Source organism: Agrococcus sp. HG114, assembly GCF_024723325.1.
Classification (GTDB): domain Bacteria; phylum Actinomycetota; class Actinomycetes; order Actinomycetales; family Microbacteriaceae; genus Agrococcus.
In genome coordinates, this window is sequence record NZ_JANQCH010000012.1 from 1 (window position 1) to 14,750 (window position 14,750).

The 14,750-nt window shown below is 74.1% G+C and carries 15 protein-coding genes; 10 read left to right on the forward strand and 5 right to left on the reverse strand.

What is annotated here, in order from left to right:
- Nucleotides 1–136: 136 nt before the first annotated feature.
- Complete coding sequence (treZ, locus tag NWP09_RS02550) at nt 137–1,867, forward strand: malto-oligosyltrehalose trehalohydrolase (protein WP_258273977.1); 1,731 nt, start codon at nt 137–139, stop codon at nt 1,865–1,867.
- A gap of 9 nt (nt 1,868–1,876) precedes the next feature.
- Here the strand turns inward: treZ and NWP09_RS02555 are convergent, their stop codons facing one another.
- On the reverse strand, nt 1,877–2,926 hold the full coding sequence (locus NWP09_RS02555; protein ID WP_258273978.1) for an NAD-dependent epimerase/dehydratase family protein: 1,050 nt from the start codon (nt 2,924–2,926) through the stop codon (nt 1,877–1,879).
- A 288-nt stretch (nt 2,927–3,214) separates the two neighbouring features.
- Between NWP09_RS02555 and NWP09_RS02560 the strand changes: the two genes are divergently transcribed.
- Nucleotides 3,215–4,006 (forward strand): hypothetical protein, encoded by a 792-nt coding sequence (locus tag NWP09_RS02560; protein WP_258273979.1) that lies wholly within the window; start codon nt 3,215–3,217, stop codon nt 4,004–4,006.
- A gap of 16 nt (nt 4,007–4,022) precedes the next feature.
- Here the strand turns inward: NWP09_RS02560 and NWP09_RS02565 are convergent, their stop codons facing one another.
- On the reverse strand, nt 4,023–5,009 hold the full coding sequence (locus tag NWP09_RS02565; protein ID WP_258273980.1) for a GlxA family transcriptional regulator: 987 nt from the start codon (nt 5,007–5,009) through the stop codon (nt 4,023–4,025).
- Between the two features lie 95 nt (nt 5,010–5,104).
- Between NWP09_RS02565 and NWP09_RS02570 the strand changes: the two genes are divergently transcribed.
- The 7 genes from NWP09_RS02570 (at nt 5,105) to NWP09_RS02600 (ending at nt 12,003) form a co-directional block, all read left to right on the forward strand.
- Nucleotides 5,105–5,395, forward strand: a complete 291-nt coding sequence (locus NWP09_RS02570; protein WP_258273981.1) for a hypothetical protein — start codon at nt 5,105–5,107, stop codon at nt 5,393–5,395.
- Between the two features lie 69 nt (nt 5,396–5,464).
- Nucleotides 5,465–5,641: a hypothetical protein gene (locus tag NWP09_RS02575; RefSeq protein WP_258273982.1), complete on the forward strand. Its 177-nt coding sequence runs from the start codon at nt 5,465–5,467 to the stop codon at nt 5,639–5,641.
- An 84-nt stretch (nt 5,642–5,725) separates the two neighbouring features.
- Complete coding sequence (locus NWP09_RS02580; protein ID WP_258273983.1) at nt 5,726–7,198, forward strand: amidohydrolase; 1,473 nt, start codon at nt 5,726–5,728, stop codon at nt 7,196–7,198.
- A gap of 183 nt (nt 7,199–7,381) precedes the next feature.
- Nucleotides 7,382–9,583, forward strand: a complete 2,202-nt coding sequence (locus NWP09_RS02585; RefSeq protein ID WP_258273984.1) for an acyl-CoA dehydrogenase — start codon at nt 7,382–7,384, stop codon at nt 9,581–9,583.
- A gap of 197 nt (nt 9,584–9,780) precedes the next feature.
- Nucleotides 9,781–10,875, forward strand: a complete 1,095-nt coding sequence (locus NWP09_RS02590) for an acyl-CoA desaturase (protein ID WP_258273985.1) — start codon at nt 9,781–9,783, stop codon at nt 10,873–10,875.
- The gene (locus NWP09_RS02595) at nt 10,872–11,501 is read left to right on the forward strand and encodes a 1-acyl-sn-glycerol-3-phosphate acyltransferase (RefSeq protein ID WP_258273986.1); all 630 of its coding nucleotides are present in this window, start codon (nt 10,872–10,874) and stop codon (nt 11,499–11,501) included. Before NWP09_RS02590 ends, NWP09_RS02595 begins: the two co-directional genes overlap by 4 nt.
- 58 nt (nt 11,502–11,559) lie before the next feature.
- On the forward strand, nt 11,560–12,003 hold the full coding sequence (locus tag NWP09_RS02600) for a pyridoxamine 5'-phosphate oxidase family protein (RefSeq protein ID WP_258273987.1): 444 nt from the start codon (nt 11,560–11,562) through the stop codon (nt 12,001–12,003).
- Between the two features lie 3 nt (nt 12,004–12,006).
- Here NWP09_RS02600 and NWP09_RS02605 read toward each other — a convergent pair whose 3' ends face one another.
- Nucleotides 12,007–12,498 (reverse strand): hypothetical protein, encoded by a 492-nt coding sequence (locus NWP09_RS02605; protein WP_258273988.1) that lies wholly within the window; start codon nt 12,496–12,498, stop codon nt 12,007–12,009.
- A 102-nt stretch (nt 12,499–12,600) separates the two neighbouring features.
- On the opposite strand from NWP09_RS02605, the gene NWP09_RS02610 reads away from it, so the two are divergent.
- On the forward strand, nt 12,601–13,278 hold the full coding sequence (locus NWP09_RS02610) for an NADPH-dependent F420 reductase (protein ID WP_258273989.1): 678 nt from the start codon (nt 12,601–12,603) through the stop codon (nt 13,276–13,278).
- Between the two features lie 30 nt (nt 13,279–13,308).
- Here NWP09_RS02610 and NWP09_RS02615 read toward each other — a convergent pair whose 3' ends face one another.
- Together NWP09_RS02615 and NWP09_RS02620 are read right to left on the reverse strand one after the other, a co-directional pair.
- On the reverse strand, nt 13,309–13,719 hold the full coding sequence (locus NWP09_RS02615; RefSeq protein ID WP_258273990.1) for an arsenate reductase ArsC: 411 nt from the start codon (nt 13,717–13,719) through the stop codon (nt 13,309–13,311).
- Nucleotides 13,720–13,728: 9 nt separating this feature from the next.
- Nucleotides 13,729–14,727 carry a metalloregulator ArsR/SmtB family transcription factor gene (locus NWP09_RS02620; RefSeq protein ID WP_258273991.1) on the reverse strand — a complete coding sequence of 333 codons (999 nt, stop codon included), beginning with the start codon at nt 14,725–14,727 and terminating at the stop codon, nt 13,729–13,731.
- Between the last annotated feature and the right edge of the window lie 23 nt (nt 14,728–14,750).

A 14,750-nucleotide genomic window follows, 5' to 3' on the forward strand; every position in this document is an offset into this window, starting at 1 on the left:
CCTGCACCCCGCGGGCGCGAGCGCACCGGTCGGCGCCGGCCCCGGCACGCCCGCACCGCGCGGGTGCGAGTGCAGCGGTCGGCGACGGCCCCGCGCGCTCACCTGGCTCGGAGGCGCCGATGCGAGGATCGGGCGCGTGAGCGAGCTGCACGAGTACGGGGTCTGGGCACCGAAGGCGACGCGGATGCGCGTGGTCGCCGAGGGCGAGAGCGTCGAGATGGCGCGCGGCGAGGGCGGCTGGTGGCACGCGCTCGCGCCGGCCGGCGACTACGGCTTCCAGATCGACGACGACGTCGCGATCCGCCCGGACCCGCGCAGCCGCCGGCAGCCCCGCGGCGTCCACGAGCCCTCCCGCGTGTGGGACGCATCCGCCCACCGCTGGAGCGACGGCGACTGGCGCGGCCGACCGATCGCGGGCGGCGTCATCTACGAGCTGCACGTCGGCACGTTCACGCCCGAGGGCACGCTCGACGCCGCCGCCGCGAAGCTCGAGCACCTGCGCGGCATCGGCGTGACGCACGTCGAGCTGCTGCCGATGAACGGCTTCAACGGCACCCACAACTGGGGGTACGACGGCGTCGCGTGGTTCGCAGTGCATGAGGGCTACGGCGGCCCCGACGCCTACCAGCGCTTCGTCGACGCCGCGCACGGCGCGGGCCTCGCGGTCGTGCAGGACGTCGTGCACAACCACCTCGGCCCCTCCGGCAACTACCTGCCGCTCTTCGGCCCCTACCTCTCGAGCGAGGGTCGCTCGACGTGGGGCGAGCACATCAACCTCGCCGAGCCGGCGGTGCGCCGGCACATCCTCGACAACGTGCGCTTCTGGTTCGAGGAGATGCACGTCGACGCGCTGCGGCTCGACGCGGTGCACGCGCTGCACGACGAGTCCGAGGTGCACCTCCTCGAGGAGATGGCGATCGAGACGGCGGCGCTCGCAGCGCACCTCGGCCGCCCGCTCGAGCTCATCGCCGAGAGCGACCTCAACGACCCGAGGCTCATCACGCCCCGCGAGGGCGGCGGCTACGGCCTCGACGCCCAGTGGTCCGACGACTTCCACCACGGCGTGCACGTCGCGCTCACCGGCGAGACCGAGGGCTACTACGCCGACTTCGCGCCGCTGTCGGCGCTCGCGAAGGCGCTCGAGCGCGGCTTCTTCCACGACGGCACCTACTCGTCGTTCCGCGGGCGCGACCACGGGCATCCGATCGACCTCGAGCGCTCGCTCTCGTGGCGCCTCGTCGTCGCGGCGCAGAACCACGACCAGATCGGCAACCGCGCGCGCGGCGACCGCATCACCGAGGCCCTCGACGAGTCGCAGCTGCTGTGCGCGGCGCTGCTGCTCTACGCCGGGCCCTTCACGCCGATGCTCTTCATGGGCGAGGAGTGGGCGGCGTCGACCCCGTTCCAGTTCTTCACGTCGCACCCCGAGCCCGAGCTCGGCAAGGCGACCGCCGAGGGGCGGCTCGAGGAGTTCGAGCGGATGGGCTGGGACCCGGCGGTCGTGCCGGACCCGCAGGATCCTGCGACCTTCGAGCGCTCGAGGCTCGACTGGTCGGAGCCGGAGGGCGGCCGCCACGCGCGCGTGCTCGAGGGCTACCGGCAGCTCGCGGCGCTCCGGCGCGAGCTCGAGGCGCTCACCGAACCGCACTACGCGCGCAACCGCGTCGAGGTCGATGAGGAGCGGCGCGTGCTGCGCCTCGTGCGGCGCGCGGGCACGGCGGATGCGGTGGAGATCGTCATCAACGTCGGTCGCGAGCCGCAGGCGGTTCCGGTCATGAAGCGGCGGCTGCGCTTCCAGACGCACCCCGACGTCGCGGTCGGCGACGAGCTGACCCTCCCGCCCGGCTCGGGCGCGCTGCTCGACTGAGGCCGCGCGCTACTCGAGCGGGCTGCGGGAGCGGTGCTCGGCGTTGCCGAGGCCGCCGCGCTCGCCGAGGCGCGACGCCATCTCGGCGATCGCCTCGGTCGACGAGCGCCGCGGCGACCAGCCGAGCGCGCGGATGCGGTCGGTGGCCATCACGGGCGTCACGCGCGCCATGTCGACCCACCCCGGGTCCGTCGGCTGCAGCCGCAGCCGGTACGAGGCGGCGACGAGCGCCCGGACCACGGGCACCGGCACCGGCACCCACAGCCGCGCGCCCACGAGGCGCCCGATCTGGTGCGGTCCGACCACCGGGGGAGCGGCGACGTTGAACGCGCCGGCGGCGCGCTCCCGCACGACGCGCCAGTACGCATCCGCGACGTCGTCGGCGTGCACCGCCTGCGCGACGATGCCCGCGGGCCACGGCAGCGCCGGCAGCCGGAGCGGCCGCAGCGCCCGCAGCGCCGGGCGGAGCGCGAGCGCGCCGAGGAAGTAGTCGCGGATCTCGGGGCCGGCCTCCGCCTGGAAGATGAGCCCGGGCCGGAGCCGCGCGACCACCTGCTCGAGGTGCGCCCGCTCGTGCTCGTCGAGGATGCGCTCGACCTCGCTCTTCTGGCGGCCGTAGTGCGAGGCCGGCGCGCCGTGACGGGGGAACGACTCGTCGACGGGAGCCCGGCCGGGGGAGCGGCCGTCGGGCCGTCCGTAGGCGCCGATGCTCGACGCGTGCACGAGGTGCGGCACGCCGGCCGCGGCCGACGCCTCGAAGACGCGGCGGGATCCCTCGACGTTCACCGCGCGCAGCATCGCCTCGTCGCGATTGGGGCGGATGATCCAGGCGAGGTGCACGACCGCGTCGGCGCCGAGCATCGCCTGGACGAGCTTCGGCCGGTCGCCGGGCGCGGAGACGTCCGCCCGGTGCCACTCGACGCCGTCGTAGGGCTCGCCCCCGCGCTCGGGCCAGTGCCGGGCGACGCCGACGATCGAGTCGACCTCGGGCGCCGCGTGCAGGCGGCGCAGCAGGGCCGTGCCGACGTTGCCGGTCGCGCCGACGACGACGATGCGCATGGGAGCCTCCTCACCGTGGCGGCCCACGGTACTCGCACCGACCCGGCGCCGTGCTCGGTACGGTGAACCCGTGACGCGCACCGTGGAGCAGCTCGACTTCCCCGTGACCGGCTACCTCGAGACCCGGCGCGGCGACATCGCGCGGGTCGGGCTCTCGAACGTCCCGACGGCCGACGTGCGCACGTACGTGCGCTTCGCGCAGCGCGTGGGCGAGTTCCCCGCCGGCGTCTACAGCACGAGCGTGAGGCGAGCCCCGACGACCTGGAGCTCGACGAGGGCGGCTGGTCGGTGGTCGTGCAGCTCGAGGAGGAGCCGCCCGGCGCCGCCGTGCGGGAGGACGTCACGTACGACGAGTCATGGGAGTGGGACGACTTCGACCTGAGCATCGTCGAGGACCGCGAGGACCTCGAGATCGATGGGTCGCCGCCGCAGCGCGAGGGCGAGCGCGAGATCGAGCTCGACCCGTTCGGGCCGTGGGCGCTCGACGAGCAGGCCCGCGCCTTCCGCGTCGAGCTCGGCGTCGACGACGAGACCGGACTCGTGTGGCTCCACGCCGCATCCGTCTACGGCAGCTCGCTGCATCGGGGCATCTACGACGCGGCGGTGCTCGACACCGCTGCGGGCGAGGCGGCGCAGGAGCTGCAGCTGTACCTCTACGCCGGCTACCCCGACGAGCCGTACGAGCGGTGGCTCGTCGGCTCCCGTGCGGCCATCGAGCAGGCGGCCCCCGCGCCGCTGCCCGACTTCGACCCGGGCGAGTGGATGCGGTGGGTCACCCCGATCGACGGCGGGCCGCCGCTCGCGTGCGGCGGGTTCCTCTACCCCGACAAGCGCGCGATCGCGCTCGAGCCGCTCGGCTCCCGGCTGCCGGCCTGGGCCCAGGGGCGAGCCCTCACCATCCCGATGCCGCGACCGGGCGAGGACTTCGGCGCGCAGCGGGAGGTCACGGTGTACGGCAAGCCCTTCGCCGAGCTGCGCTCCTCGACCGCGAAGGTCCAGAAGCGGCCGCCGACGCCGATCGGCCGCTTCGTGCTCGAGGCGGAGGGCTTCATGCCGGCCGGCTGGAGCGCGCTCGGCTGAGCGGCCCGCCGCTGCGCTAGCTCGTGACGGTCGCTGCCGCGCCCGCCGGCACCGCGAAGCGCCGGCGGTAGGCCGACGGCGACACCCGCAGCTGCCGCGTGAAGTGGTGGCGCAGGAGCGCCGCCGTGCCGAAGCCCGCCTGCTGGGCGACGGCGTCGAGCCCGAGGTCGGTCGCCTCGAGGAGCGCTTGCGCGCGCTGCACGCGCTGCGACGTGAGCCACGCCGCGGGCGTCGTGCCGAGCTCCTCGCGGAAGCGCCGGGCGAAGGTGCGCTCCGACAGGTTCGCGCGACGGGCGAGCGAAGCGACGGTGTGCTCGAGCTCGAGGTTCGCGACGATCCAGTCGATGAGGGGCGCGAGCGTCTCGGCCCGCTGCTCGGCGACGGGCCCGACCGCGAACTGCGACTGGCCGCCGTCGCGCAGCGGCGGCACGACCATCGAGCGGGCGATGATCGCGGCGGCCTGCGCGCCGTGGATCTCGCGCACGACGTGCAGCGACGCGTCGATCGCCGCGGCGGTGCCGGCGCTCGTCGTCACCGTGCCGTCGTCGACCCACAGCGCGTCGCGCTCGAGCTCGATCTGGGGGAACTGCGCGGCGAGGTCGTCGATGTGCGCCCAGTGCGTCGTCGCCCGCCGGCCGTCGAGGATCCCCGCCTTCGCGGCGACGAACGCGCCCGAGCAGAGCGTGAGCACGCGCGCCTCGCGCGCGACCGCGCGCTGCAGCACGCGCGCGATGCTGAGCGAGCACTCGCCGTCGTACTCGCACTGCGCGTAGGGGGTGACGATGACGAGGTCGGCCTCGTCGGCGAAGTCGAGGCCGTGCTCGACCATGACGGGCATGCCGAGGCCGCCCGAGAGCCGCACCGGGCCGGGCGTCGGCGTGACAACCCGGAAGTCGTTGCGCGGCACGCCGCGATCGGTGCGGTCGTAGCCGAAGACCTCGGCGGCGACCGCGAGCTCGAAGACGCTCGTGTCGTCGTCCACGATGCACGCGACCTTCAGCATGGGAGCTCCTCCGGACGGGCGATTGGCAGGATCTTGTCGAGCAATGACGAGTCTGCCACTCGTGGCACGATCTTGGCAAGCGCAGACTTCCTGCCATGACCATCCTCCTCATCCTCGCCATCGCCATCGGCGTCATCGCCAGCACCGCCACCGTCCACGCGCTCGTCACGCAGCGCGCCCCGCGCGTCGCCGCCGACCCTGAGCGGCTCGCGCGGCTCCGCGACCGCGAGCTCGACCGCGAGCTCGACCGAGAGGCGCGCCGCCTCGCGGTCGCCGTCGAGGAGCGCGTCGCGCACCGCCTCGACGCTCCCGGCAACGGCCTCGCCCCGCAGATGTCGGAGCCGGTCGGCGCCGCCATCTGGGCGGCGGCGCTCCCCGCTCGCTGACGCCGAGCGCTCGCGGCCATCCCGAATCCGCCTCTTCCGCGCCGCGGGCAGCGCGCGCACCATCGATGCATGGAACCGTGGTTCAGCTCCGTCGCATCCGACCCGACGTGGATCGTGATCGTGGGCGTCATCGCCGCGATCGGCTCGATCGCAACCGTGGTCGTGCTCATCGTCCAGCGCGAGCCGCGCCGCAAGCCGGACCTCGAGCGGATCGCGCGGCGGCGCGAGCCCCGCGCGGCGCACTGACCGAGCCGCCTGCCCCGGCCCGCTGCACGCGGCGCGGTGCGCGGCGCGTCCGGCGAACGCGCGCCGCCACCGCACAATGGAGCCATGCGCCTCGCCAATGCCCGCCTCCTCGACGGCTCCCTCACCGACATCGACATCGTCGACGGCGAGATCGAGCGCGTGAGCCCCGCGGGCTCGACGCCGTCGACGGGGGAGCGCCGCGACCTCGAGGGCGCCACCGTGATCGCTGGCCTCTGGGACGAGCACACGCACATGAGCCAGTGGGCGCGGCACCGCACCCGCCCGAGCGTCATCGGCGCGTCCTCCGCCGACGACGCGGCCGCGATCGCGCGAGCCGCCGCCGCCGCGCACCGCGGACCCGACCCTCTCGTGCTCGTGGGGATGCGCGACGGCCTGTGGCCCGCCGCCCCGACGCTCGCGCAGCTCGATGCGGCGACCGGCTCGCTCCCGACCCTCGTCGTCTCGAGCGACGTGCACTGCTCGTGGCCCAACAGCGCGATGCTCGAGCGGCTGGGCATCGACCGGCTCGAGGGCGCGCTCCTGCGGGAGGAGCCGGCGTTCGCCGCGCTCGGCGCCCTCGAGGCGATGCTCGACCCCGCCGAGCTCGACCGCCAGGTGGTCGACGCGCTCCGCGCCGCGGCCGAGCGCGGGGTCGTGGGCATCGTCGACCTCGAGTTCGACGACGCGGTCGGGCAGTGGATGCGCGGCGGGCGCCCGACGCCCACCCGCGTCGAGGCGGGCATCTACGCGAAGGACCTCGAGCTCGCGGCCGAGCGGGGGCTCCGCACCGGCGACCCGATCGCGGATCGGGTGCGCGCCGGGCGGCTCAAGGTCATCTCCGACGGCTCGCTCGGCACCCGCACGGCCTGGACCGCGCATCCGTACGGCACCTCCGGCGCCGAGGCCGACGGCGGCGAGTTCGGCACGGGCGTGCGCAACGTCGACGATGCCGAGCTCGACCGCCTGCTCGCCCGCGCGACGCAGCTCGGCATCGAGGCGACCGTGCACGCGATCGGCGATGCCGCCGTGACGGCGGCGATCGACGCGTTCGAGCGCGCCGGGGTGCCCGGCCGCATCGAGCACGCGCAGCTCGTCGCGGGGGTCGACATCCCGCGCATGGCGACGCTCGGCATCGTCGCGTCCGTGCAGCCCGAGCACGCGCTCGACGACCGCGAGCTCATCGCGGCGCTCTGGGCCGACCGGAGCCGCGACGCCTACCGGCTGCGCTCGCTCGTCGACGCGGGCGTGCGGGTCGTGCTCGGCTCCGACGCGCCCGTCACGCCGCTCGACCCGTGGCTCGGGATCGCGACCGCCGTCACCCGCACGCGCGGCGACGAGCTGCCGTGGCAGCCCGAGGAGGCGCTCACCCTCGCGCAGGCGATCGACGCCTCGAGCCGCACGCGCATCGAGGCAGGCGAGCCCGCCGACCTCGTCGTGCTCGGCGCCGAGATCCCTACGGACGACGACCCGAACGCGCTCGCCGCGGCGCTCCGCACGATGCCGGTCGCGCTCACGCTCATCGCGGGCGAGCCGGTCTTCGACGCGCTCGGAGGCTGACGCACGCGAGGGCGCACGCGACCTCCACGTGCGGACCCAGACAGCGGATGTGCCGGGTCGTTGTCGACTCGGCACAAGACCGCGCGGGGCCGCCGCGCCGCTCGTTGCGGCCGCGTCCAAGCCCCGCGCGGACCCCCGCGTGCCCGCCTACCGTGGTGCCGCATCCGTCTCGAAGGGGGAACCATGGGCGACCGCGCCGACCGCCAGCGATCCACGACGCCGCGACTCGAGGGGCAGGTCGACGCCGAGTGGCTCGGCCGCGACCTGCTGGGCGCGTGGGCCGAGCGCCGTCTCGCCGCGCGCCGCAAGGTCGCCGACCCCCGCTACCAGCGGCTCGACGACCTCTCGATGGCCGAGCACCGCGCGCGCGTGCTCGAGCAGATGCACGCGCTCGTCGACGACGGCGCGGTCCACGCCGCGTTCCCGACGCGCTTCGGCGGCGGCGACGACCACGGCGGCAACATCGCGGGCTTCGAGGAGCTCGTGCTCGCCGACCCGAGCCTGCAGATCAAGTCGGGCGTGCAGTACGGCCTCTTCGGAGCCGCCGTGCTCCACCTCGGCACGCAGCGGCACCACGACGAGCTGCTGCCGGCGATCATCAGCCTCGACCTGCCCGGCGCGTTCGCGATGACCGAGACCGGGCACGGCTCCGACGTCGCCTCGATCGCGACCACCGCGACGTACGACGAGGCGACCGAGGAGTTCGTGATCCACACGCCGTTCCGCGGCGCCTGGAAGGACTACCTGGGCAACGCGGCGCTCCACGGCAAGCACGCGGTGGTGTTCGCGAAGCTCATCACGAAGGGCGTCGACCACGGCGTGCATGCGTTCTCGGTGCCGCTGCGCGACGACGACGGCGCGTTCCTGCCCGGGATCGGCGGCGAGGACGACGGCGTCAAGGGCGGCCTCAACGGCATCGACAACGGCCGCCTCCACTTCACGAACGTGCGCATCCCGCGCACGAGCCTGCTCAACCGCTACGGCGATGTGGCACCCGACGGCACCTACTCGAGCCCGATCGACAGCCCCGGCCGACGCTTCTTCACGATGCTCGGCACGCTCGTGCAGGGCCGGGTCTCGCTCGACGGTGCCGCGGTCGTCGCGCAGAAGGCGGCGCTCGCGATCGCCATCCGATACGCGAGCGAGCGGCGGCAGTTCAACGCCTCGAGCGCGACGCACGAGGAGGTGCTGCTCGACTACCGGCGTCACCAGCGGCGCCTGTTCACGCGCCTCGCCAAGGCCTACGCGCAGTCGTACGCCCACGAGATCCTGCTCGCGAAGTTCGACGGCGTCTTCTCGGGCCGCACCGACACCGCGGAGGAGCGCGAGGACCTCGAGACGCTCGCGGCCGGCCTCAAGGCGCTCTCGACGTGGCAGGCGCTCGACACCATCCAGGAGGCGCGCGAGGCGTGCGGCGGCGCCGGCTTCCTCGCCGAGAACCGCCTCGTGCAGCTGCGCGCCGACCTCGACGTCTACGTGACGTTCGAGGGCGACAACACCGTGCTGCTGCAGCTCGTCGGCAAGCGCCTGCTCGGCGACTTCTCGAAGCAGTTCAAGGGCGCGTCGAAGGCCGACATCGCCCGCTTCGCCGCCGACCAGCTCTTCGACCGGGCGACCGCGCTCGTCGGGCTGCGCAGCCTCAGCCAGGACGTGCGCGACCTCCGCAACGTCAAGAAGTCGTCGCTCGCCCTCCGCGACCGCGCGGTGCAGCGCGACCTCCTCGAGGACCGCGTCGAGACGATGGTCGCCGACATCGCGGGCCGCCTGCGCCACGCACCCAAGGACCAGGCGGGCGCGGCAGCGGCGTTCAACGACGAGCAGCACGCGCTCATCGAGGCGGCGCGCGCATGGGTCGAGCTGCAGCAGTACGACGCGCTCGACGCCGCGCTCGCGCGCATGCCGGAGCCGACGCGCAAGGTCATGACGCACATCCGCGACCTCTTCGCGCTCACGGTCATCGAGGAGCACGCCGCGTGGCACCTCGAGCAGGGCCGGCTCTCGGGCGCCCGCTCGCAAGCCGTGACCTCGACGATCGACCGGCTGCTGCAGAAGCTGCGTCCGCACGCGCTCGATCTCGTCACGGCGTTCGGGCTCCGCGACGAGCACCTGCGGGCCAGCATCGCGACCGGCGCGGAGGGCGAGCGCCAGGCCGCCGCGATGGCGCACTACGAGGCGCTGCGTGCGGCGGGCACCCTCCCCGTGCCCGAGAAGCGCAAGCGCGCCTCGGAGCCGGGCGCGCAGCCGATCGCCGAGGCGGGGGCGGCGCCCGTGCCGCCGACGGAGGTCATGTCGGCCCCCTCGCCCGGCTCGGCGCCGTCGCCGGCGTCTGCGCCCTCAGAGGATGCGGCTGACGACGAGCACGACGCGGAGCTCGCCGCGCGCTGACCGACGAGCAGCGGGGACCCGTCGCGACGGCGGGTCCCCGCTCCGCGCGCCGTCCTGCAGATCCACCGCCGATCCACAGGCCGTATGCGGCAGTCGGAATTGCGTACGCCATACGCTGTTGAGCATCCGGGTCCCGATCGATCGATCGGCAGACCCCTCAGGGCTGGGAAGTCGCTGCCGAGCCCGAGAGGGGCACCATGACCACGACGACCGCGATGCCGGGCACGCTCGGCGAGATCCGGACCACGACCCCGCCGTCCGAGCGCGCCGCACGCGCCGACTTCCGGGAGGTCGCGCGCGCCGTGCGCGACGCCGGGCTGCTCGAGCGCACCGTCGGCTTCTACGCGTGGACCATGGTCGGCCTCGGCGTGGCCCTCGTCGGGCTGCTCGTCGGCTCCGTGCTGCTCGGGGACTCCTGGTTCCAGCTCCTCATCGCGGCTGCGCTGGGCGTGGTGCTCACGCAGATCGCCTTCATCGCGCACGAGGCCTCGCACCGACAGGTGCTGAAGTCGGGCCCCGCGAACGACCGCCTCGGCCGCATCCTCGCGGCCGGCGTCGTCGGCATCAGCCACCAGTGGTGGATGACGAAGCACTCGCGCCACCACGCGAACCCCAACCAGATCGGCCGCGACCCCGACATCGAGATCGACACGATCTCGTTCCTGCCGAGCGACGCCAAGAAGGCGCGCGGCATCCAGCGCTGGGTGACGCAGCGCCAGGGCTGGCTGTTCTTCCCGCTGCTGACGTTCGAGGGCGCGAACCTGCACGTCCGCTCGATCATCACCCTGCTCGAGCGCCGGCCCGTCGTCGGCCGCTGGCTCGAGCTCGGCCTCATCGCCGGTCGCTTCGCGCTGCTCATCACGTTCCTGCTGCTCGTCATGCCGCCGCTCATGGCGCTCGCATTCCTCGGCGTGCAGCTCGCGGTCTTCGGCATCGGCATGGGCGCCTCGTTCGCGCCCAACCACAAGGGCATGCCCACCGTGAGCCGCGACGCGAAGCTCGACTTCTTCACCAAGCAGGTGCGCACCTCCCGCAACATCCGGGGCTGGGGCATGAGCACGCTCATGGGCGGCCTCAACTACCAGGTCGAGCACCACCTCTTCCCCAACATGGCGCGCCCGCACCTGCGGGCGGCGAGCGAGATCGTGCGCGCGCACTGCGCGACGCACGGCATCCCGTACACCGAGACGAACCTCGTCGGGGCGTACGCGTCGGTCGTCCGCTACCTGAACCGGGTGGGCCTCGCCGCGCGCGACCCGTTCGAGTGCCCGATGCTCGCGGCCCGCCGGTGACGGCACGCCGCACCGGGCGGCAGCCGATCCGCCACGCGATCGCCCAGCTGCACTGGGCGCTCAGCCCGTGGCGGCTCGTGCGCGAGCAGCCGCCCTTCGAGGGTGCGCGGCTCCTCATCGGCGCGCCCCACACCTCGAACCGCGACTTCGTCCTCATGCTCGCGATCGCGTGGGATGCGCGGCTCCCGGTCCGGTGGCTCGGCAAGCGCGAGCTGTTCGAGGGCCCGCTCGGGTGGGCGATGCACCGCTTGGGCGGCATCCCGGTCGACCGCGACGATCCCGCGGGTCTCGTCGACCGCGTCGTCGAGCTCGTGCGCGACGACCCGCGGGCGGCGATCGTCGTCACGCCCGACGGCACGCGCCGGTCGAAGCAGTGGCGCAGCGGGTTCTACCGCATCGCCCTCGAGGCGGGCCTGCCCGTCACGCTCGGGTTCGTCGACGCGACGACGCGCACCACGGGGCTCGGGCCCACCATCTCGCTCACGGGCGACGTGCCGGCCGACATGGACCGCATCCGCGCCTTCTACGCCGACAAGGCGGGCATCCGGCCGGAGCTGCGGACGGAGCCGCGCCTCGCCGACGAGGCTGGCCTCGCCGCGAGGCTGCGCGACGCCGCCGGGGCCTGATCCCCCGATCGCGCTGCCGCCCCTGGTGCGCCGGCGGCGCGTTTGGGAGCATGAGGCCATGACGGCCAACGGCATGATCGAGATCAGCGACGACGAGTGCCGCAAGCTGCTGCGCGCGTTCGAGTTCGGCCGCATCGCCTTCCGCGTCGGCGACGTGCTGGAGGTGTTCCCCGTGAACTACCACGCGGACGCTTCGAGCATCACGTTCCGCACCGCTCCGGGCACGAAGCTCGCCGGGGTGCTGCTCGCCGATGACGTGGTGTTCGAGATCGACCACATCGGCGAGCGCGAGGCATGGAGCGTCGTCGCGCACGGGAAGGCGCGGCGGCTCGAGTCGAGCAGCGACATCGAGGCGGCGGAGCGCCTCCCGATCCGCCCGCTCGTGCCGAGCGTCAAGCGCGAGTTCGTCGTCATCGACCTCGTGCGCCTGAGCGGGCGGCGCTTCCACCGCGGACCCCAGCCCGACCCCTCGGCCGAGCCGCTCGTCGACTCGAGCGACTGAGGCTCAGCCGACCGTCACGCCGCCGCCGCTCGACCCGCCCGGGAGGCTCGGTCGCACGACGTGCGCCGGGCGGCGCGCGTCGATGCGCGCGGCGGCCCACAGCACGAACACCGCCTCCTCGAGCGGCAGCTCGCCCGAGACCTCGAGCGCGGGCCGGTACTGCCACGGCCCCTCGGGCACGACCTCGGCGATGCGCTCGCCGCCGCGCGCGAGGTCGAAGTACAGCCTGCCGAGCAGCCAGCTCGTCGTGCGGGTCAGCTCGAGCGGGCCGCGGAGCCCCGCCATCCGCCACGTCGACTGCCAGATCCGCCCGCGCTCGACGCCGAGGCGGTCCCTGCCGTCGAGCGCGCCGATGAGCCCCTCGGTGTCGACCCGGAACGCCCACTCGCCCTCGCCCATCCGGAACGCCGGGCGCAGCCCCCCGAAGCCCGGCCCCGTGCGCGCGACCTCGTCGCCGTCTGCCGTGATGACGCCCTCGTCCCAGCGGTACCGCATGGCGGCAGACTAGGCCGTCGCGGCGCGCTCCGCGCGGCCGCCGGGAATGCGGCGCGCCGCGGATCGCGTTGTCAGATCGCAGAGCCACGAGAGGGAGACCCCATGCCGCAGCCGGTCGAGTCGAGCACGAGCGAGGCCGAGCGCCCCGTGACCGCGCTGACGATCGGCATCCTCGGCGCCGGCAAGATCGGCACGGTGCTCGCGCGGCACTCGCTCGCGGCGGGCCATCGCACCCTCATCGCCGCCTCGGGGTCGCCCCAGCGCATCCGCCTCATCGCCGAGTACCTCGCGCCCGGCGCCGAGCCGATGCTCGCCGCCGACGCCGCGGCGCAGGCCGATGTCGTGATCCTCGCCCTGCCGCTCGGCCAGTACGAGAAGCTGCCCGTCGAGGCGCTGCGGGGCAAGCTCGTGATCGACGCGATGAACTACTGGTGGGAGACCGATGGCATCCGCGACGAGTTCACGGATCCGGAGCGGCCCACGAGCACGATCGTGCAGGAGTCCCTGCCGGGATCCCGCGTCGTGAAGGCGTTCAACCACATGGGCTACCACGACCTCGCCGACTGGCCGCGGTCGCCGGGCAGCCCGCAGCGCCGCGCGATCGCCGTCGCGGGCGACGACGCGGCCGACGTCGCGCTCGTCGCGCAGCTCGTCGACGAATTCGGCTTCGACCCCGTCGTGCTCGACTCGCTCGCGGCCGGCCTGCACCTGCAGCCCGGCTTCCCGGCGTTCGGCGCGAACGAGGATGCCGCGACGCTGCGCGCGCTCATCGAGCCCTAGTCGGCCCGCACCGCGCTCGCGCGCCTGCGCTCAGCCGGCGCTCGGAGTGAGCTCCGCGAGGAGCTGCTCGACGCGGCCGCGGATGTCGTCGCGCACGCGACGCACGGTCTCGATGTCCTTGCCCGCGGGATCCTCGAGCTCCCAGTCCTCGTAGCGCTTGCCCGGGAAGATCGGGCACGCGTCGCCGCAGCCCATGGTGATGACCGCATCCGACTCGCGGACGGCGTCGACGGTGAGCACCTTCGGCTGGTTGCCCGCGATGTCGATGCCGAGCTCCGCCATCGCCTCGACGGCGACGGGGTTGATCTGGTCCTTGGGCGCGCTCCCGGCGGAGAGCACCTCGACCGCGCCGCCCGAGAGCGCGCGCGCGAAGCCCGCGGCCATCTGGGAGCGGCCGGCGTTGTGGACGCAGACGAACAGGACGGTGGGCTTGTCGCTCATGGGCGCTCCTCAGGTGGTCGTGGTCGTGGTCGTGACGGTCTCGGTCAGCTCGGCGAGCAGCCGGTCGACGCGGGCGGCGATGTCGTCGTGGATGGCGACGACGCCCTCGGGCGAGGCGAGGGCGGGATCGCCGATGGCCCAGTCGTCGTAGCGGACGCCCGGGATGATCGGGCACACGTCGCCGCATCCCATCGTGATGACGACGTCCGCCGCCCGCACCGCGTCGTCGGTGATCGGCTTGGGGAACGCGCGCTCGGCGATCTCGGGCCCGAGGTGCTCGATGAGGCCTCGGACCTCGGGGTGCAGCTCCGCGGCGGGCGACGAGCCCGCCGAGCGCGCGACCACGCTGCCGCCCGACCGGTGCTCGACGAGCGCGGCCGCGAGCTGCGATCGGCCCGCGTTCGCGACGCACACGAACAGCACCTGCGGGCGATGCGCCCGACGGTCTCGCGTCAGGTCGGTGAGGCGCTGCGCCGCGAAGCGCTCCGTGCGCGGCACGAGGCGACCGGTCGTCCGAGCCGGCTTCGCGAGGGCGGCGTACGACTCCCGCACGATGCTCGTCACGGCATCGGCGCTCACGGTGGGGAAGCGCTCCGCGAGCGACGAGGCGAGCTGCTCGAGCGCCTCGTCGACGTCCCCGAGCGGCTCGGGCGATGCGCCGCCCGGGCGCGCCGCGGCTGGCGCGAACCCCTCGAGCAGCGACACGACTGCCGGCTGGAGCCCGGGCTCGACCGAGTACCAGACCCAGGTGCCGCGGCGCTCCGAGCGGAGGACCCCGGCTTCGCGCAGGACCTTCAGGTGGTGCGAGACCGTCGGCTGCGACACCTCCGCGAGCTCGGCCAGATCGACGACGCACGCCTCGCCGCGCGGATCGGAGGCGATGAGCGACAGCATGCGGAGCCGCAGCGGGTCGGCGAGCGCGCGCAGCGTGGCCGCGAGGTCGAGGGCGACGCCCGCGTCGATGGCGCGCGTCGAGGCCGCGACAGTGCTCGCAAACTGAATCGACATGCTTCTATATTGACGCTTGTCGA

Bases quoted from the DNA above. Each gene is read 5' to 3' on its own strand.
- NWP09_RS02555 (WP_258273978.1), bottom strand. From the start codon at position 2,926: ATGCGCATCGTCGTCGTCGGCGCGACCGGCAACGTCGGCACGGCCCTG.
- NWP09_RS02565 (WP_258273980.1), bottom strand. From the start codon at position 5,009: ATGCTGAAGGTCGCGTGCATCGTGGACGACGACACGAGCGTCTTCGAG.
- NWP09_RS02570 (WP_258273981.1), top strand. From the start codon at position 5,105: ATGACCATCCTCCTCATCCTCGCCATCGCCATCGGCGTCATCGCCAGC.
- NWP09_RS02575 (WP_258273982.1), top strand. From the start codon at position 5,465: ATGGAACCGTGGTTCAGCTCCGTCGCATCCGACCCGACGTGGATCGTG.
- NWP09_RS02580 (WP_258273983.1), top strand. From the start codon at position 5,726: ATGCGCCTCGCCAATGCCCGCCTCCTCGACGGCTCCCTCACCGACATC.
- NWP09_RS02585 (WP_258273984.1), top strand. From the start codon at position 7,382: ATGGGCGACCGCGCCGACCGCCAGCGATCCACGACGCCGCGACTCGAG.
- NWP09_RS02590 (WP_258273985.1), top strand. From the start codon at position 9,781: ATGACCACGACGACCGCGATGCCGGGCACGCTCGGCGAGATCCGGACC.
- NWP09_RS02600 (WP_258273987.1), top strand. From the start codon at position 11,560: ATGACGGCCAACGGCATGATCGAGATCAGCGACGACGAGTGCCGCAAG.
- NWP09_RS02605 (WP_258273988.1), bottom strand. From the start codon at position 12,498: ATGCGGTACCGCTGGGACGAGGGCGTCATCACGGCAGACGGCGACGAG.
- NWP09_RS02610 (WP_258273989.1), top strand. From the start codon at position 12,601: ATGCCGCAGCCGGTCGAGTCGAGCACGAGCGAGGCCGAGCGCCCCGTG.
- NWP09_RS02615 (WP_258273990.1), bottom strand. From the start codon at position 13,719: ATGAGCGACAAGCCCACCGTCCTGTTCGTCTGCGTCCACAACGCCGGC.
- NWP09_RS02620 (WP_258273991.1), bottom strand. From the start codon at position 14,727: ATGTCGATTCAGTTTGCGAGCACTGTCGCGGCCTCGACGCGCGCCATC.